16 protein-coding genes and 1 other annotated feature are annotated in these 14,466 nt (G+C 49.9%); of the genes, 14 read left to right on the forward strand and 2 right to left on the reverse strand.

Annotation, left to right across the window (positions count from 1 at the left end):
- Positions 1-183 precede the first annotated feature (183 nt).
- Positions 184-615 (forward strand): Hsp20/alpha crystallin family protein, encoded by a 432-nt coding sequence (locus LIZ87_RS10760; protein ID WP_227146929.1) that lies wholly within the window; start codon positions 184-186, stop codon positions 613-615.
- Positions 616-770: 155 nt separating this feature from the next.
- On the opposite strand, the gene LIZ87_RS10765 is transcribed toward LIZ87_RS10760, so the two are convergent.
- Positions 771-1,607 carry a metallophosphoesterase gene (locus LIZ87_RS10765; protein ID WP_227146932.1) on the reverse strand — a complete coding sequence of 279 codons (837 nt, stop codon included), beginning with the start codon at positions 1,605-1,607 and terminating at the stop codon, positions 771-773.
- Positions 1,608-1,874: 267 nt separating this feature from the next.
- Between LIZ87_RS10765 and LIZ87_RS10770 the strand changes: the two genes are divergently transcribed.
- A complete protein-coding gene (locus LIZ87_RS10770; protein ID WP_178316799.1) occupies positions 1,875-2,294 on the forward strand; it encodes a YjdF family protein in 420 nt (139 codons plus the stop codon).
- 108 nt (positions 2,295-2,402) lie between these two features.
- Here the strand turns inward: LIZ87_RS10770 and LIZ87_RS10775 are convergent, their stop codons facing one another.
- Positions 2,403-3,893: an alanine/glycine:cation symporter family protein gene (locus LIZ87_RS10775; RefSeq protein ID WP_178316798.1), complete on the reverse strand. Its 1,491-nt coding sequence runs from the start codon at positions 3,891-3,893 to the stop codon at positions 2,403-2,405.
- 335 nt (positions 3,894-4,228) lie between these two features.
- Positions 4,229-4,474, forward strand: a binding site (T-box leader).
- 210 nt (positions 4,475-4,684) lie between these two features.
- On the opposite strand from LIZ87_RS10775, the gene LIZ87_RS10780 reads away from it, so the two are divergent.
- From LIZ87_RS10780 to LIZ87_RS10835, 12 genes are all read left to right on the forward strand, one after another.
- Entirely contained in the window at positions 4,685-6,055 is a 1,371-nt protein-coding gene (locus LIZ87_RS10780) for a TrpB-like pyridoxal phosphate-dependent enzyme (protein ID WP_178316797.1), read from the forward strand.
- A gap of 30 nt (positions 6,056-6,085) precedes the next feature.
- Positions 6,086-6,532, forward strand: coding sequence for a GNAT family N-acetyltransferase (locus tag LIZ87_RS10785; RefSeq protein ID WP_227146936.1), 447 nt, complete (start codon positions 6,086-6,088; stop codon positions 6,530-6,532).
- A gap of 235 nt (positions 6,533-6,767) precedes the next feature.
- Positions 6,768-7,556, forward strand: coding sequence for an electron transfer flavoprotein subunit beta/FixA family protein (locus LIZ87_RS10790; RefSeq protein WP_178316796.1), 789 nt, complete (start codon positions 6,768-6,770; stop codon positions 7,554-7,556).
- A 12-nt stretch (positions 7,557-7,568) separates the two neighbouring features.
- A complete protein-coding gene (locus LIZ87_RS10795; RefSeq protein ID WP_178316795.1) occupies positions 7,569-8,756 on the forward strand; it encodes an electron transfer flavoprotein subunit alpha in 1,188 nt (395 codons plus the stop codon).
- Between the two features lie 22 nt (positions 8,757-8,778).
- Complete coding sequence (locus LIZ87_RS10800; RefSeq protein WP_227146939.1) at positions 8,779-10,179, forward strand: FAD-binding oxidoreductase; 1,401 nt, start codon at positions 8,779-8,781, stop codon at positions 10,177-10,179.
- Between the two features lie 8 nt (positions 10,180-10,187).
- Entirely contained in the window at positions 10,188-10,490 is a 303-nt protein-coding gene (locus tag LIZ87_RS10805; RefSeq protein ID WP_227146942.1) for a hypothetical protein, read from the forward strand.
- Positions 10,491-10,784: 294 nt separating this feature from the next.
- Positions 10,785-11,153 carry a hypothetical protein gene (locus tag LIZ87_RS10810; RefSeq protein ID WP_178316791.1) on the forward strand — a complete coding sequence of 123 codons (369 nt, stop codon included), beginning with the start codon at positions 10,785-10,787 and terminating at the stop codon, positions 11,151-11,153.
- 159 nt (positions 11,154-11,312) lie between these two features.
- Positions 11,313-11,633 carry a cyclic-di-AMP receptor gene (locus LIZ87_RS10815; RefSeq protein ID WP_178316792.1) on the forward strand — a complete coding sequence of 107 codons (321 nt, stop codon included), beginning with the start codon at positions 11,313-11,315 and terminating at the stop codon, positions 11,631-11,633.
- 161 nt (positions 11,634-11,794) lie between these two features.
- Positions 11,795-12,868 (forward strand): Gfo/Idh/MocA family protein, encoded by a 1,074-nt coding sequence (locus tag LIZ87_RS10820; RefSeq protein WP_227146944.1) that lies wholly within the window; start codon positions 11,795-11,797, stop codon positions 12,866-12,868.
- Positions 12,868-13,461 (forward strand): sce7726 family protein, encoded by a 594-nt coding sequence (locus tag LIZ87_RS10825; protein WP_178316457.1) that lies wholly within the window; start codon positions 12,868-12,870, stop codon positions 13,459-13,461. Before LIZ87_RS10820 ends, LIZ87_RS10825 begins: the two co-directional genes overlap by 1 nt.
- 75 nt (positions 13,462-13,536) lie before the next feature.
- Positions 13,537-14,016: a hypothetical protein gene (locus LIZ87_RS10830; protein WP_178316456.1), complete on the forward strand. Its 480-nt coding sequence runs from the start codon at positions 13,537-13,539 to the stop codon at positions 14,014-14,016.
- A 205-nt stretch (positions 14,017-14,221) separates the two neighbouring features.
- Complete coding sequence (locus LIZ87_RS10835) at positions 14,222-14,464, forward strand: PD-(D/E)XK nuclease domain-containing protein (RefSeq protein WP_178316455.1); 243 nt, start codon at positions 14,222-14,224, stop codon at positions 14,462-14,464.
- Positions 14,465-14,466: the final 2 nt, after the last annotated feature.

The raw sequence follows: 14,466 nt of genomic DNA on the forward strand, positions 1-14,466 counted from the left end.
CGCAATAGAAGGGGCTTATTGATGGCAAAACTTGCAATTACTTTTTCATTTAACCTAAATTCTAAACTATTTATAAAATTAGCACTCAACCATTGACAGTGCTAACAATATGTGTTATATTACAGATAGAACAAAGAGAAAACAAAGATTTGTTCCATATGAATGAAAAAGGAGAGATGATATATGTTGATGCCAAGTATTTTTAGAGAGAATTTATTAGATGACTTTTTCGGATATCCATTTAAGGGATATGGCTATGAAGACAAGTTCAATGAGATGATGAAAACAGATGTAAAGGATACAGACCAGGGCTATGAGGTGGTTATGAATCTGCCTGGCGTGAAGAAGGAGGATGTGAAGGCAGAGCTGAAAGAAGGTTATCTGACCATCAGCGCTTCCTCTAATTCCGGGAATGATGAGAAGGATAAGAATGGCAAATATATCCGGAGAGAGCGCTACAGCGGTTCCTGCAGCAGAAGCTTCTATGTTGGCAAGGATGTGAAGCAGGAGGACATCAAGGCAAAGTTTGAGGATGGAACCTTAAAGCTTCTGATTCCGAAGAAGGAGGAGAAGCCAGCCGTAGAAGAAAAGAATTATATCGCGATCGAAGGCTGATGACAAGGATTGCGAATGAGAAACAGCCGGAGGCTGACGGCTGTTTAGAGCGAAGGAAGATCAGGTTGCCGGAATGCAAAAGGGCCTGTTGACAGATAAACGGAAGGGCTATTTCACCGATGAAGTTTTCGGTGTATAGCCCTTTTTTGATGCAATTATTTTGTGGGCTCCAGCCGGATCACCACCAGCTCAGGGGGATTAAAAACGCGGGGCAGGCGGTTAAGGCAGAGGCCGCGGCTGACGATCATGGATGTATGGCCCAGCGTATAGCATCCCCCGGCATAGCGGGGAAACAGGCCTTGGTGAGGGGCGAAAAGTCCGTTGCAAAGGCCTGGGATACGCACCTGTCCGCCGTGGGCATGGCCGGCAACGACCAGATCAAAGCCGCTTTTTTTGTAAAAGCCTGTAAGCTCAGGACGATGGGAGAGCAGGATAGAGTAGAGCTCCGGGCTGACACCGGCGCAGCAGGCGCTAAATTGTTTCCTCCAGCCATCACAGAGCCGGATGGCATGGTGGGAGTTTGTAAAGCGGTGGGGATCGTCTACTCCGCCCACCTGGAGAAGCTGTCCGGCGATAGTCACTGTCCTTGTAGTTCCGTCCAGCACAATGATGCCGCGGGTATGGAGCCACCGCTTCAGCGCCTCCATTTTCCCGGTCCAGTGCTCATGATTGCCGGAAACATAGAAGCAGGGATAAGCGGCTGCCAGCTGTGTGAAAAGGAGTTTCGCCCCTTCAAAGGGGACCTTGTGGTCAGCAATATCTCCGGCCAAGAGGATCAAATCCGGGCGGCATGCTTTTATGGCATCCAGAAGGATTCCCTGATCTGATCCGAACTTTGTGCTGTGCAGGTCAGTGATAAGCAGAAGACGGAGGGGAGAGGTGATCTTTGATGTTGATAGCTTGTAATGCCGTATGGCCAGCTCTCGGCTGAGGGGACTGCAGGGCATGTCCCCGCCGCCCGGAACGGAAAGATGTTGGAAGGTTTGTGCCATTGCTGCCTCCTTGAAGTTGTTAGAGTGATTATAGCATATTTGAGAGAGTTTGCGGCGGAAAAATGGGGTGTGGCGCAGAATGCGGAAACAGTCTCAAGAAAACATGCCTTGCAAAATCATTCTGTCAGGTTTAAAATAAACATACAACATGATAACGCAAAGATAAAAACACAGTCCCGGCTGGTAGTCCGGGCGCAGTAACGCATCTGTCAGTAACCTGCCTCCTCGGTTGTCCCTTCTTTGCTGCAAAAGCGAGGAGTATTTTCTATGCAGAAAAATGAGAGCAGGCTGACAGTGTTTTTTGAGGATCCCTTCTGGGTGGGGATCTATGAGCGGATCTCAGAGGGCAGGCTGGAGGCCTGTAAGATCACCTTTGGGGCAGAGCCAAAGGATTATGAGGTATATGGATTCCTTCTGAAAAATTGGGGAAAGCTGCGCTTTTCTCCGAAGGTAGAGGCCGGGGAGAGGCAGGCAGAGAAGGTGAACCCAAAGCGCATGAAGCGGATAATAAAAAAGCAGCTGGAGGGCCGGGGAGCCGGTACGAAATCTCAGCAGGCGCTGAAGCTTTTAAGGGAGGAAAATAACATCGTCCGAAGGGAAAAGAGCCGCGCGCAAAAAGAGGAAGAAAAGCAGCAGAGGTTTGAGCGGAGACAACAGAAGAAGAAGGAAAAGCACAGGGGAAGATAGGCAGGGAAAAGTCAGACATAACGGCGCCGAAAAAGGGCGGAGAACAAGCTGGATAGCATATCACAGTGTTCCGAACGCCCTTTTTTGTTGTTCTATATCACGTTTCTATCAGTCACTTTCGTCCAGATCCTTCACCTGAACCTCCTGAATATCAGGAAATGCAGAGAGCATTGGCATGGTATCCATCCTGCGGATCTTGCGGTCAACGTAGTTCTTTGTAATGCGGCAGACCACCGGGGACAGGGAGAGAACGCCGATCAGGTTGGGGATCGCCATCAGCCCGTTGAAGGTATCGGAGAGATCCCAGGCCAGATCCAGGCTCATGGTAGCGCCGCCAAGGATAAATACAATGAAGATCACGCGGTAAACAACGATCGCTCTGGAGCCAAACAGATACTCAAAAGCCTTTGTTCCATAGTGGCTCCATCCCAATACGGTGGAGAAGGCAAAGAGCAGGATGGCAACAGCGATAAATGCAGGGCCGGCAGCGCCAAAGACAGTTGCGAAGGCCTCGCCCACCAGGGCAGAGCCTTCAGCGGTGCTGATGACAGCGCCTGTGTCCAGGTCCACCAGGCCGGAGGAGAGCACTGTAAAGGCAGTCAGGCTGCACACAACGATGGTGTCGGCAAATACCTCAAAGATCCCCCACATTCCCTGACGGACAGGCTCCTTTACATTGGAACTGGAGTGGACCATAACAGAGGAGCCAAGACCAGCCTCATTGGAGAACACGCCGCGCTTCATGCCCCAGGTAAGGGCCAGCTTTACGCCGGAGCCAACGATTCCGCCGCCTACAGCCTTCATTGCAAAAGCCCCCTTGAAGATGGATGACATGGCAGGTCCCATCTGGTCAGCATTGGCAATGCATACGATCAAAGCGCCGATAATGTAGAAGATAGCCATAAAGGGGACCAGCTTTTCCGTTACAGAGGCAATGCGCTTGATGCCGCCTAAGATTACCAGGCCTGCAAGGAGCATCAGGACAATGCCGGTGGCAATGTTGGGAATGCCGAAGGCTGCCTTCATATTGCCTGCAATGGAGTTGATCTGGCTCATATTTCCGATTCCAAAGGAGGCCAGAAGGCAGAAGACGGAGAAGAGCATTGCCAAGAGAGCCCCAATCTGCTTCATGCCATGTTTGGAACCGAGGCCGTCACGGAGATAGTACATGGCGCCTCCGCACCATTCTCCCTTTATATTTTTTCTTCTATAGTAGATGCCCAGAACATTTTCCGAATAGTTGGTCATCATGCCAAAAAATGCCACGATCCACATCCAGAAGATGGAGCCTGGACCGCCGAACAGCAGTGCAGAGGCAACGCCCACAATGTTGCCAGTGCCGATAGTGGCGGCCAGCGCTGTACAGAGGGACTGGAACTGGGAAATGGACTGGTCATTCTCGTCCGTGTGCTTTGTTATGTGTTTGTCCGTGAAAATGCTGCCTAAGGTATGCTTCATCCAGTAGCCGAAGTGGGATATCTGGAATACCTTTGTCAGCATGGTCATGAGGATTCCTGTGCCCACCAACAGCACCAGCATGGGAATGCCCCAGACAAAACCATTGATCTTGCCATTAATACTTGTGATCATTTCAATCATACTCATATCTCCTTTTGTACCTGTGAAATGCTGTACAGAGGCTGATAAAAAATAGTTGAGCGCCAGAGCGCGAGCGTAATAAAAAAGATATCTGCATATAGGAAAAATACCCAATACAAAAGGAATATTTACTCCATTGCAAATATCTGTTTCATCAGCCGCCGGAATGTACACGCAGGCACATTCAGCCTCTATTCACGTTATTTTAATAAATTAACACAGTACCAAAAGCTTGTCAAGATAGAAAAAATCGTTAAATAAATAATTAAATACATTATTTTATAAATTGTATTGACATTTTTTATAAATTCGTATAACCTAAATATAGGTTTAAATGAAAACCATTGATCGGGACGAGTAACCTTTTGGAACATGCGCAGAGAGCTGCAGGCGGTGGGATTGCAGTCATGGGAAGGATGGCGAATGGACCCGTGAGGGCGACCTGAAACCACAAGGCCGGGGAGTAGGGAAGACGTGTCTGCACGTTACAGCAGGAAGTGTATGTCAGTACACGGTAATGAGAGCATTCGCGAGAATGAAGTTAGGTGGCACCGCAGAAGCACACAGCTCCTGTCCTATATAATTGTAGGACAGGGGCTTTTTTGTTACGAAGTATCCGGCAAAACACGCCAGTGACACGTTTGGCCGGATTGCATAGGAAACTCCTCCGGAGCCTCCTATATAACAAAAAGCCCGACCAGCGGGATGTACATGCCGCACGAAGGAGGCAAGCCCTGCAGAAGAACCTCTATCGTCCTTAAGGCCAAAATCAGATCAGGAGGAAGAAGAATATGGAAACAAAGATCCCGTACAAAATTTATCTGGAAGAACAGGAAATGCCAAAGCAGTGGTACAATGTGCGAGCAGACATGAAGAAAAAACCAGCTCCCATTTTAAACCCCGGCACCTTAAAGCCGGTGACGCTGGAGGAGCTGTCCGGTATTTTCTGCACAGAGCTGGCAAAGCAGGAGCTGGATGATACAACACCGTATTTTGATATCCCGGAGGAGATCAGGAACTTCTATAAGATGTACCGTCCGTCTCCCCTTGTGAGAGCCTACTGCTTAGAGGAAAAGCTGGGAACACCTGCCCATATCTACTACAAATTCGAGGGAAACAACACCTCCGGAAGCCATAAGCTGAACTCCGCCATTGCCCAGGCTTATTACGCAAAGAAGCAGGGACTGAAGGGCGTTACCACGGAGACAGGCGCAGGACAATGGGGAACGGCTCTTTCCATGGCCTGCTCCTATCTGGATCTGGACTGCCAGGTCTATATGGTAAAATGCTCCTATGAGCAGAAGCCCTTCCGCCGTGAGGTGATGCGCACCTATGGTGCAAGGGTGACCCCTTCCCCTTCCATGAACACAGAGATCGGACGGAAGATCAATGCAGAATTTCCGGGAACCACGGGAAGCTTAGGCTGTGCTATCTCAGAGGCAGTGGAGGCCGCTGTTACCCAGGAGGGCTACCGCTACGTACTGGGTTCTGTGCTGGCTCAGGTGCTCCTCCATCAGTCAGTGATCGGACTGGAGACAAAGGCTGCTCTTGACAAGTACGGCATCAAGGCAGATATGATCATAGGCTGTGCAGGCGGCGGCTCCAACCTGGGCGGGCTGATTTCACCATTTGCAGGGGAGATGCTGCGGGGAGAGGCAGAATATGAGATGATCGCTGTGGAACCGGCTTCCTGCCCAAGTCTGACAAGAGGCGTTTACGCTTACGATTTCTGCGATACAGGAAAGGTGTGTCCATTGGCAAAGATGTACACCCTGGGAAGCGGCTTTATCCCGTCTGCCAACCACGCAGGGGGCCTGCGCTACCACGGCATGAGCTCCACTGTCTCTGAGCTCTATGACCAGGGACTTCTGACTGCAAGATCCGTGGAGCAGACCGCCGTATTCCAGGCTGCCCAGACCTTTGCAAGGGTAGAGGGCATCCTTCCTGCTCCGGAGAGCAGCCACGCTATCAAGGTTGCCATTGATGAGGCATTGAAGTGTAAGGAGACAGGAGAAGCAAAGAACATCGTGTTTGGCCTGACAGGCACAGGATATTTTGATATGATCGCTTACCAGAAGTTTAATGACGGTGAGATGTCTGATTATATCCCCAGCGATGAGGAACTGGCAAGATCCTTTGCAACACTTCCAAAGACAGAGTAAGAGGCAGGTAAAAGTGCAGGAGAGAAAAGCTTGATAAAGACAATGGCAACAGAGGATTACCAGAGCCTCTTTCAAATGTGGAAGAGCACGCCTAATATGGGACTTCGCAGCTTAGATGACTCAGAGGAAGGGATATCCGCCTTTTTAAAAAGGAATCCCAAAACATGCTTTGTCTCCTATGAGGATGGACAGCTGGTGGGCGCGATCCTGTGCGGGCATGACGGAAGACGGGGATATATTTACCATACCGTTGTCCTGCCAGAATACAGAAACCGCGGGATTGCCACTTCCTTAGTGGATATGGCAGTGGAGGCGCTGAAGGAAGAGGGCATTACCAGGGTCTGCCTGAATGTAATGGAATCCAACGAAGAAGGAAAACGCTTCTGGCTGAGCAGGGGCTGGGAGAAAAAGGATTTTTTGGGATTTTACAGCAGGTCCATAACAGACAGGGAAAATCTTCCGCTGTTTAAAGCTTAATATTGTGAGATAACAGACAGGCGGCATGCAGGCCATGATGGAAGCATGCCGCCTGTTTTTGGCAGGGCTGCCCCTGAATTCTTGTATACAACATACAATTTTGAACATTTATGTGATTTCTTGTGATAAATGCAGATAAAATTTCCCCCTTTTCTGAATTTTCATATCGACTTTGCCAATTTAAAGTGCTATAATAAACATGGTTTTATGAAAAATGTAGAAAGGCAGTTGGATTATGAAGATTTTTGTATGTATGAAGCAGGTTCCGGCCACCACGAAGGTGGATATTGATCCGGAGACCGGCAACCTGAAGCGGGCTGGCTTAAGCTCCAGAACCAACCCATATGATCTGTATGCCCTGGAATGTGCGCTGCGCATAAGGGAACAGGTGGGCGGAACAGTGACGATCCTTACCATGGGCCCCTCCCAGGCAGAGGAGATGATACGTGATGCCTACAGCATGGGAGCTGACGAGGGCGTTATTATGAGCGACCGGAAATTTGCAGGCTCCGATGTCCTGGCAACCTCCTATACTCTTTCCCAGGGGATCAGGCTTTTAGGAAAGGCGGATCTGATCATATGCGGGCGCCAGACAACAGACGGAGATACGGCCCAGATCGGACCGGCTATTGCAGAGCATCTGCATATTCCACACTGTGCATGGGTAGAAGCGATCGAGGCTGTGGATGGGGAACAGATCACATTGAAGCAGAACTTTGGAAGCGTGACCCAGGTATCGAGGATGCATTATCCCTGTCTGGTGACCGTGGACAAGGATATCTGTGTGCCAAGGCTGCCCTCCTACCGCCTGATGCAGAAGACAAAGGACAAGGCTGTGCGCATTGTCACCTATGAGGATCTGCCTAAGAAGGATCTGAGCCGTTATGGTGTGGTGGGTTCCCCAACCAGGGTGGAGCGCATCTTTGCGCCGGATGTGATGGCCTCCAATGTGTATGTGGAGGGAACGCCCGCAGAGAAGGCAGGCCGGCTTGTCACAATGCTACAGGAGAGGAAATACATATAAAGGGGAGCAGCTATGGAATTTTTAAAATTTGATCCAAAGCTCTGCAGTCTTTGCGGAGAATGTATAAAGAAGTGTCCTTTCGGCGCCATTTCCATGGACAAGGAAGGCATCACCATGAATGAAAACTGCCGTATGTGCGGCATCTGTGTGCGCGAATGTCCTCACCAGGCCCTGCATTTTGAACAGAAGGCAGGCGGAGAGGATAAGAGTAAATGGAAGGGGATCCTGGTCTACGCCGAGTTAGAGCGGGGGCAGATCCATCCTGTTGTGTATGAGCTGATCGGCGAGGCGAGAAAGCTGGCTGCTAAGGTGGGCTACAGCGTGTACGGCGTTATGGTCGGTTCCGAGGGCACAAAGGAAAAGGCGAAAAGGCTTCTGGAGTACGGCGTGGATGAGGTATTTGTCTATGAGCACAAGGGCTTTGAAGGCTTTCGGGCTGACTGCTATGCGGACGCAGTGGCAGACTGCATTTCCCATTTAAAGCCCTCGGTGGTACTCATAGGAGGAACCTCCTTAGGACGTTCCCTGGCTCCCAGGCTTTCCACCCGCTTCCACACAGGACTGACGGCTGACTGTACAAAGCTGGAGATGAAGGACAATACGGATCTGGTTCAGATCCGCCCGGCATTTGGAGGCAACATTATGGCCCAGATCCTGATCACGGAGTCCAGGCCACAGTTTGCTACCGTGCGCTATAAGGTTATGGACAAGGCGGAAAAGGTGGCAAACCCCACAGGCAAGGTGACCATGTGCCCGGTGACGGATATCATGGTGAAATCCCGTATTGAGGTTCTTTCCGCCCAGGTGCTTGAGCATGTGAAATCCATTGAGGAGGAGGACGTGCTGGTGGTAGCAGGCCGCGGCGCCCAAAAGGCTGTGGAGGAGCTCTCTGAGCTGGCAGGCCTTCTGGGAGGACAGCTGTGCTTTACAAGGCCCATGGTGGAGGCCGGCTACGGCGATACGGCCCACCAGATCGGACTGTCAGGCCGTACAGTGAAGCCAAAGCTGATCCTGACCTTCGGCGTGTCGGGAGCCATCCAGTTTACCGCCTGCATGAACGGCTCTGAGTGCATCGTGGCAGTGAACCAGGATGAGGAAGCCCCCATTTTCAAGATTGCCAGCATCTGCATCAAGGATGACCTATACCAGGTGCTGCCTGCTCTGATCACAGAACTTAAGAACAGAAAGGATGGTGAGTAAAATGCCATTTCCTTATAAAAAAATGACCGAAGAGGATTTCGCATATATCCGCCAGGTAACAGCTACAGAGCGCGTCTGGATAGGAGATGCGATCGCAAAGGAATATTATCACGATGAGATGCCGGAGTACGGCGTATTTCAGCCGGAGCTCTACGTGGAGGTATTGGACAAAGAAGAAATCTGCGCTATTATGAAGTATGCCTACGAGCAGAACATCCCCGTGGTAGTGAGAGGCGCAGGCACCGGCCTGGCCGGAGGAGCAAACTGCAAATACGGCGGCATCCTGCTGTCTGTGATGAAGATGAACAAGCTGATCTGCCTGGACAAGGCCAATATGACCATCACAGTCCAGCCGGGCATGCTGCTGGCAGATGTGGCTGCGGCCGCAGCGGCAGAGGGACTGTTCTACCCGCCTGATCCGGGTGAACGGACAGCGTCCATCGGAGGAAATGTTATCACAAATGCAGGCGGCATGAGGGCTGTGCGCTACGGCCTCACGAGGGATTTCGTGCGCTGCATTGAGGCCGTTCTTCCTGACGGCTCCCTGGTGCAGTTCTCCTCCAACGTGGTGAAGAATACAACGGGCTATGATATCAAGGATCTGGTGATCGGCTCCGAGGGAACGCTCTGTATCCTGACAGAGGTGACCTTAAAGCTCCTTCCGGCTCCGAAGTTCAGCCGTACCATGGTAATGCCCTTTGAAAACCTGGAGACCTGCATTGACATGGTCCCTCATCTGCTTCAGATGTCAGCAGTGCCAACTGCCATTGAATTTTTGGAGAGAGAGCTGATCGATATTGTGGAGCGCAACCTGCACAAGATGCTTCCGGTCAAGGAGGGCGAGGCTGTGCTGATCGTCATGTATGATGCAGGCAGCGAACAGGAGCTTTTGAGCGCCTGCAATGAGGCGGCAGATGCTGCCCTGGAGGCTGGGGTCATTGACGTGTATATTGCGGATACGCCGGAGCGGGCTGCCTCTGTGTGGTCTGTGCGCGGCGGTATCTTAGAGGGCATGAAGGCAGAGAGCGTTGCCCAGGAGGAGTGCGATGTGGTAGTACCGCGCTCCAGGATCGCAGAGTATGTGCGCATCGCAAAGGCCATTGGGCAAAAGTACGGCATCCGGGTAGAACCCTGCGGCCATGCGGGAGACGGAAACATCCACACGGAAATGCTCCGGGGACCGGAAATGAGCGACGAGGCCTGGATAAGCGGCACTCAGGCCTGCTTAAAGGAGCTTTACGCCACCTCCAAGGAATTTGGCGGTCAGCTCTCCGGCGAGCATGGAATCGGAAACGGACGTCTTACCTATCTGAAGCCCTTTGTGGGAGACAGGATGTACAAGCTGTACCAGTCCATCAAGCTGGCCTTTGATGAGAAGCTGATCCTGAATCCGGGAAAGATCATTGTGTTTGATGAGGACTAGAGCGGGGAGTGCATTTGACCAGGCTTTCCGGCACAACGGGGATTAGTTTCTGGGGCGAGGACAGGGCTTTCCGCCGCATTCTGACAGTTATTGTGGAGGAAGGCCGGAGAAATGGCCAGATACGCTGTGATGTGGACACCCGTGAGCTGGTGGCAGACATTATCGCAGAGGAGAGGAGTCAGCTGATCTCCTGGTGCCTGGAAAAAGGCGCCTATCCTCTGGCAGAGGTGAGCATGCCGAAGCTGGAACGTTCCTATATTGGATTTGAAAAGGCATCAGAAAAAAGTAGAGCAGATGGTAAAGATTCTTAAGCAATAGGAAGAAAGCTACAAAAAAAACAGACCTGAATACTTAAAAAGGAAGGCGCTTGAAAGAATCGGCTGCGTCTTCCTTTTCTTATGATTACAATAAGACTATAGTCTAAAAAAGAAAGCAAAGTTTGTCTGCAGCAGAAGGGGGAAGCAGCCAAAAGGGAAGAACTGAGGGAGGAAGAATGGTATGACAGAAGTATCGGAAAAGAGAAAGGGAGGAAAGTCAGAAAGTTAGAGACTGCCATTGGAAGAGCAGAGACCGGTGCTGGGAGATCAGATGCTGGCAGCGGGAAAATGGAGCACGGATGGATCCGGAAGGAGCAGGACGGAACGGATCTCTCGTTTTCATCGGACAGGAAATGGGCCTTACTCATCAGAAATCATAATTCTGGTACTGAGGGAAAATGCCTCTTTGAAGGAACAGCAGCTGACAGGCGGGAAAAGGACAACCTGTGCAGCCAATACCCGGAGGGACGTTTGGAAGACGATGTGCTGGGGAGTACAGAGGAATCCATGATCGTGCAGAAGATCCTAAAGGCGGATGTGTCTGCCTGGAAGCGCGACCTGATGAAGGATGAAAAAGCGCTGCTTGACTGTGCTTTTGTAATGAAGGAGGGTATCTGTTATCCCGTGGAAAGCTGCCTGGAGCCGGATGAAGCCTGAGCCCGAGGCGGAGGAGGCTTCAGAAAATCTTAATCGGTTCTTAACTTGAAGAAGGGCATGACTGGTTCTATAATATTGACAGCATAATAAGATAGAGAGACAGCTGCCATTTCCCATGATTTGTGAAGAAGGGAATCCGGGCAGAGGAAGGAGTTTATAATGGAATTGCTGATCATTATTATACAGGAGCAGGATTATCCGGGGCTTTCAAAAGCCTTTATAAGGAGCAAAATACATGCGACGAAAATTGCCACCGAGGGGCTGTATCTGAACAAGAAGAATATTACTCTTTTCATGTGCATTGAAAAAGAGAGGGAGGAGGAGGTTCTGGGATATATCAGGGAGAATTGCAAGGAGCGGGTTGAAGAACGCCAGGTTTCCGAGTATAATGGAATGATGATGGTAGACGTTGTCCGCAGTGTAAAGATCGGAGGCGCTACCGTGATCGTGTTGGATGCAAAGAACATGTTGAAATTTTAATGTCAGGAGCCCGGCAGGTACAAGAAGTAGAAATAGGGCGTACCCGCTGGGCTTTTGTTGTCAAGCATGCCGAAAGCCGCCAGCGGCGGGTTTTCTGGTTACGAAGTATCCAGTAAAACGCGCCAGTGACGTGTTTTATCGGATCGGAAAGGAGCTGGCATATGGCACCTATTCGTTTTATTGTTGTAGGCTCCGGATGGAGGTCCCTGTTTTACTGGCGCATTGCCCGGGCCTATCCGGAACTGTTTGAGATGGCTGCCATGGTCTGCCGGACAGAGGAAAAGGCAAGCCGCATGAGCAGGGAATACGGTATTCCTGCTGTTTTTTCCGAGAAGGCAGGGGAGGAGAGGCAGCCGGAATTTGTTGTTGTGGCAGTGAATAAAGCTGCCATATTTGAGGTTACAAAAAGGTGGGCATTGAAGGGTTATCCCGTGCTGTGTGAGACCCCGGCAGCCCTTACCCTGGAAAATGTAAGGGAGCTGTGGCGGCTTCGGCAGGAGGCCGGGGTGAGGATACAGACAGCAGAGCAGTACTTTCTGTATCCCTCCTTCTGTGCCGGGATAGAGGCAGTGAAAAGAGGGTATCTGGGGGATCCCTACGCCATTGACATTTCAGCTGCCCATGATTACCATGCAGTCAGTCTGATACGCCGGTATCTGAATATTGGATACCAAAATATGATAATATCAGGAAAAAGATATCATTTCCCTGTAGAAGAGACAGATTCCAGGTACGGGGCTATCACAGACGGACGGGTGTCTCAGAGGGAGCGGGTACGCCTGACCTTTGAGTTTGAAGGAGGGAAAACTGCCTTTTACGATTTTGACGGAATCCAGTACCACAGCTTCATCCGAAGCCGCCACATTAAAGTACAGGGGCAGTTGGGAGAATTGGACGATGGGACTCTCCGGTATGTAGATAAGGAGCACAAGCCGCACAGGGAGAATATGCAGACAGAATACGGAGATCAGGGCGGGATCAGCCGTATCAGACTGGGAGGCCAGCTCTTGTACGAGAATCCCTTCATCAAACGCGGGCAGCAGATCCTGCCTTCCCAGGATGAAACAGCCATAGCGGAATTTTTGTTTGGGATGAGAGAATATATCAGCAAAGGGATAGAAGTCTATCCGCTGGCCGAGGCTCTGCAGGACGCTTACGTGCGTGTGCTTATGGAGGAGATGCTTGAGACGGGACAGGCTGTAAGGTCAGAGCGGCAGGAGTGGGCGGAAAATTGATCATGCATGATAAAGATATCCGGGAGCCCTTGTTTGACTTCCTGGAGGAGACGTATGGTAAGGTCAGGATCATAGAGGAAAAGCAGATGGGCAGGTCGCGGGCGGATATTGTGATGGTGCTGCCTGAGGCTTTGGCGGGCATTGAGATCAAAAGTGACGCAGATACCTATGCCCGTTTGGGGAGGCAGGTGAAGGATTATGACCTGTATTTTGATAAGAATATTGTAGTGGCTGGTTCTGTCCACGGTATGCATATTGAGGAGCATGTGCCTGAGTGGTGGGGGATCATCACGGTGGAATGGATCAATGGGGCGGCTGATTTTTATGTGCTGCGGGAAGCAAAGGAGAATCCAAAGCGCAGATGGAAACGGAAACTGAGCCTCCTTTGGAGGCCGGAGCTGGCCTGTATACAGGAAATGAACGGAATGCCGAAGTATAAGGAGAAGAGCAAGGCCTTTGTCATTGATAAGATATTGGAGATGGTTCCAGAGGAAAAACTTGCAGAGCAGGTGAGTGATCTGTTGTTTGAGAGGGATTATAATGAAATTGAGGAGATAATTCGTTCTTTTAAAAGGAAAAGATGGATGAAATGAATGAAAAACATTGACATGAGAAGGAAGGTGTGATTTAATAATGATATAATGATGATAGACTCGGAGGGTGAAGGCATGAGAGATTCTATAAGCGCCAGAGTAAGCAGGGCAGTGACGGAAAACATGAGTGATGGGGCGGAACGGAGCATTTCCGAGATTAAAGATCTGATAGAATTAACGGATGGGCTGAAGCATGGTATTGATTACCAGGAGAGTCATTTGACAGGGGTAATAGGGCGTCTGAAGCGTCAGGGTATATTGGAGCCTGCAGGCAGAGGAATTTACAAGGCAAAGAGAGAAGCAGAAGAAAAGGATGGTAAGTACAGAGAGGAAGAAGGCGAGAAGGCAGCTGCTCCCGATGGATCTTTGAGACAAATGAAATGGGATATTATGAAGGAATTTGAGAAGAATTATCAGCAGCTTGTAAAAAGGATTGATAGTATCTCAGTAGGGCCGTTATCGAAACTGTCATTGAGAGACGTAGCGGATTTGCAGCAGCTTCTGGAGATGAAGGAAGATATCAGGAAGATACTGGGAAAATACATGAAGATGTAGGAAGGCTGGAGGATGAAAGATGAATGGATATTCTTACTTCCTGAACCGGAAGAATAGTGCAGATGGATTTGAAGAATCCATTAACGGCCACATTTTTGTTGATAAGTCTCTTTTGATCGATTTCATTAACAATAGAATATCTAATGAACATACTTTAAAATGCGTCATCCATCTGGCCTACTAAGCTGCTGCTGATACTTATGAAATGAAGTTTGAATATCCCGGAGGGAAAGGGTATGCGGACTGCCTGCTGATTCCGAAAAAGCCTGGAAAGCCGGGGATCATATTAGAATTAAAATATAATGATACAGCAGAGAACGCTCTCCGGCAGATAAAGGAACGAATTTATGTAAAAGCATTTCCTGGATATGTAAAAAATGTTATTTTAGTTGCAATTAATTATGATAAAAAGACGAAACATCATCAATGTGTGATGGAAAAGAGGTAGAA

The organism is Lacrimispora sp. 210928-DFI.3.58 (genome assembly GCF_020554865.1).
In the GTDB taxonomy this organism is placed as follows: Bacteria; Bacillota; Clostridia; order Lachnospirales; family Lachnospiraceae; genus Enterocloster.

Excerpts from the sequence above, each read along its gene's own strand:
- LIZ87_RS10760 (WP_227146929.1), top strand. The coding sequence starts at position 184 with ATGTTGATGCCAAGTATTTTTAGAGAGAATTTATTAGATGACTTTTTC.
- LIZ87_RS10765 (WP_227146932.1), bottom strand. The coding sequence starts at position 1,607 with ATGGCACAAACCTTCCAACATCTTTCCGTTCCGGGCGGCGGGGACATG.
- LIZ87_RS10770 (WP_178316799.1), top strand. The coding sequence starts at position 1,875 with ATGCAGAAAAATGAGAGCAGGCTGACAGTGTTTTTTGAGGATCCCTTC.
- LIZ87_RS10775 (WP_178316798.1), bottom strand. The coding sequence starts at position 3,893 with ATGATTGAAATGATCACAAGTATTAATGGCAAGATCAATGGTTTTGTC.
- LIZ87_RS10780 (WP_178316797.1), top strand. The coding sequence starts at position 4,685 with ATGGAAACAAAGATCCCGTACAAAATTTATCTGGAAGAACAGGAAATG.
- LIZ87_RS10790 (WP_178316796.1), top strand. The coding sequence starts at position 6,768 with ATGAAGATTTTTGTATGTATGAAGCAGGTTCCGGCCACCACGAAGGTG.
- LIZ87_RS10795 (WP_178316795.1), top strand. The coding sequence starts at position 7,569 with ATGGAATTTTTAAAATTTGATCCAAAGCTCTGCAGTCTTTGCGGAGAA.
- LIZ87_RS10800 (WP_227146939.1), top strand. The coding sequence starts at position 8,779 with ATGACCGAAGAGGATTTCGCATATATCCGCCAGGTAACAGCTACAGAG.
- LIZ87_RS10810 (WP_178316791.1), top strand. The coding sequence starts at position 10,785 with ATGGAGCACGGATGGATCCGGAAGGAGCAGGACGGAACGGATCTCTCG.
- LIZ87_RS10815 (WP_178316792.1), top strand. The coding sequence starts at position 11,313 with ATGGAATTGCTGATCATTATTATACAGGAGCAGGATTATCCGGGGCTT.
- LIZ87_RS10820 (WP_227146944.1), top strand. The coding sequence starts at position 11,795 with ATGGCACCTATTCGTTTTATTGTTGTAGGCTCCGGATGGAGGTCCCTG.
- LIZ87_RS10830 (WP_178316456.1), top strand. The coding sequence starts at position 13,537 with ATGAGAGATTCTATAAGCGCCAGAGTAAGCAGGGCAGTGACGGAAAAC.
- LIZ87_RS10835 (WP_178316455.1), top strand. The coding sequence starts at position 14,222 with ATGAAGTTTGAATATCCCGGAGGGAAAGGGTATGCGGACTGCCTGCTG.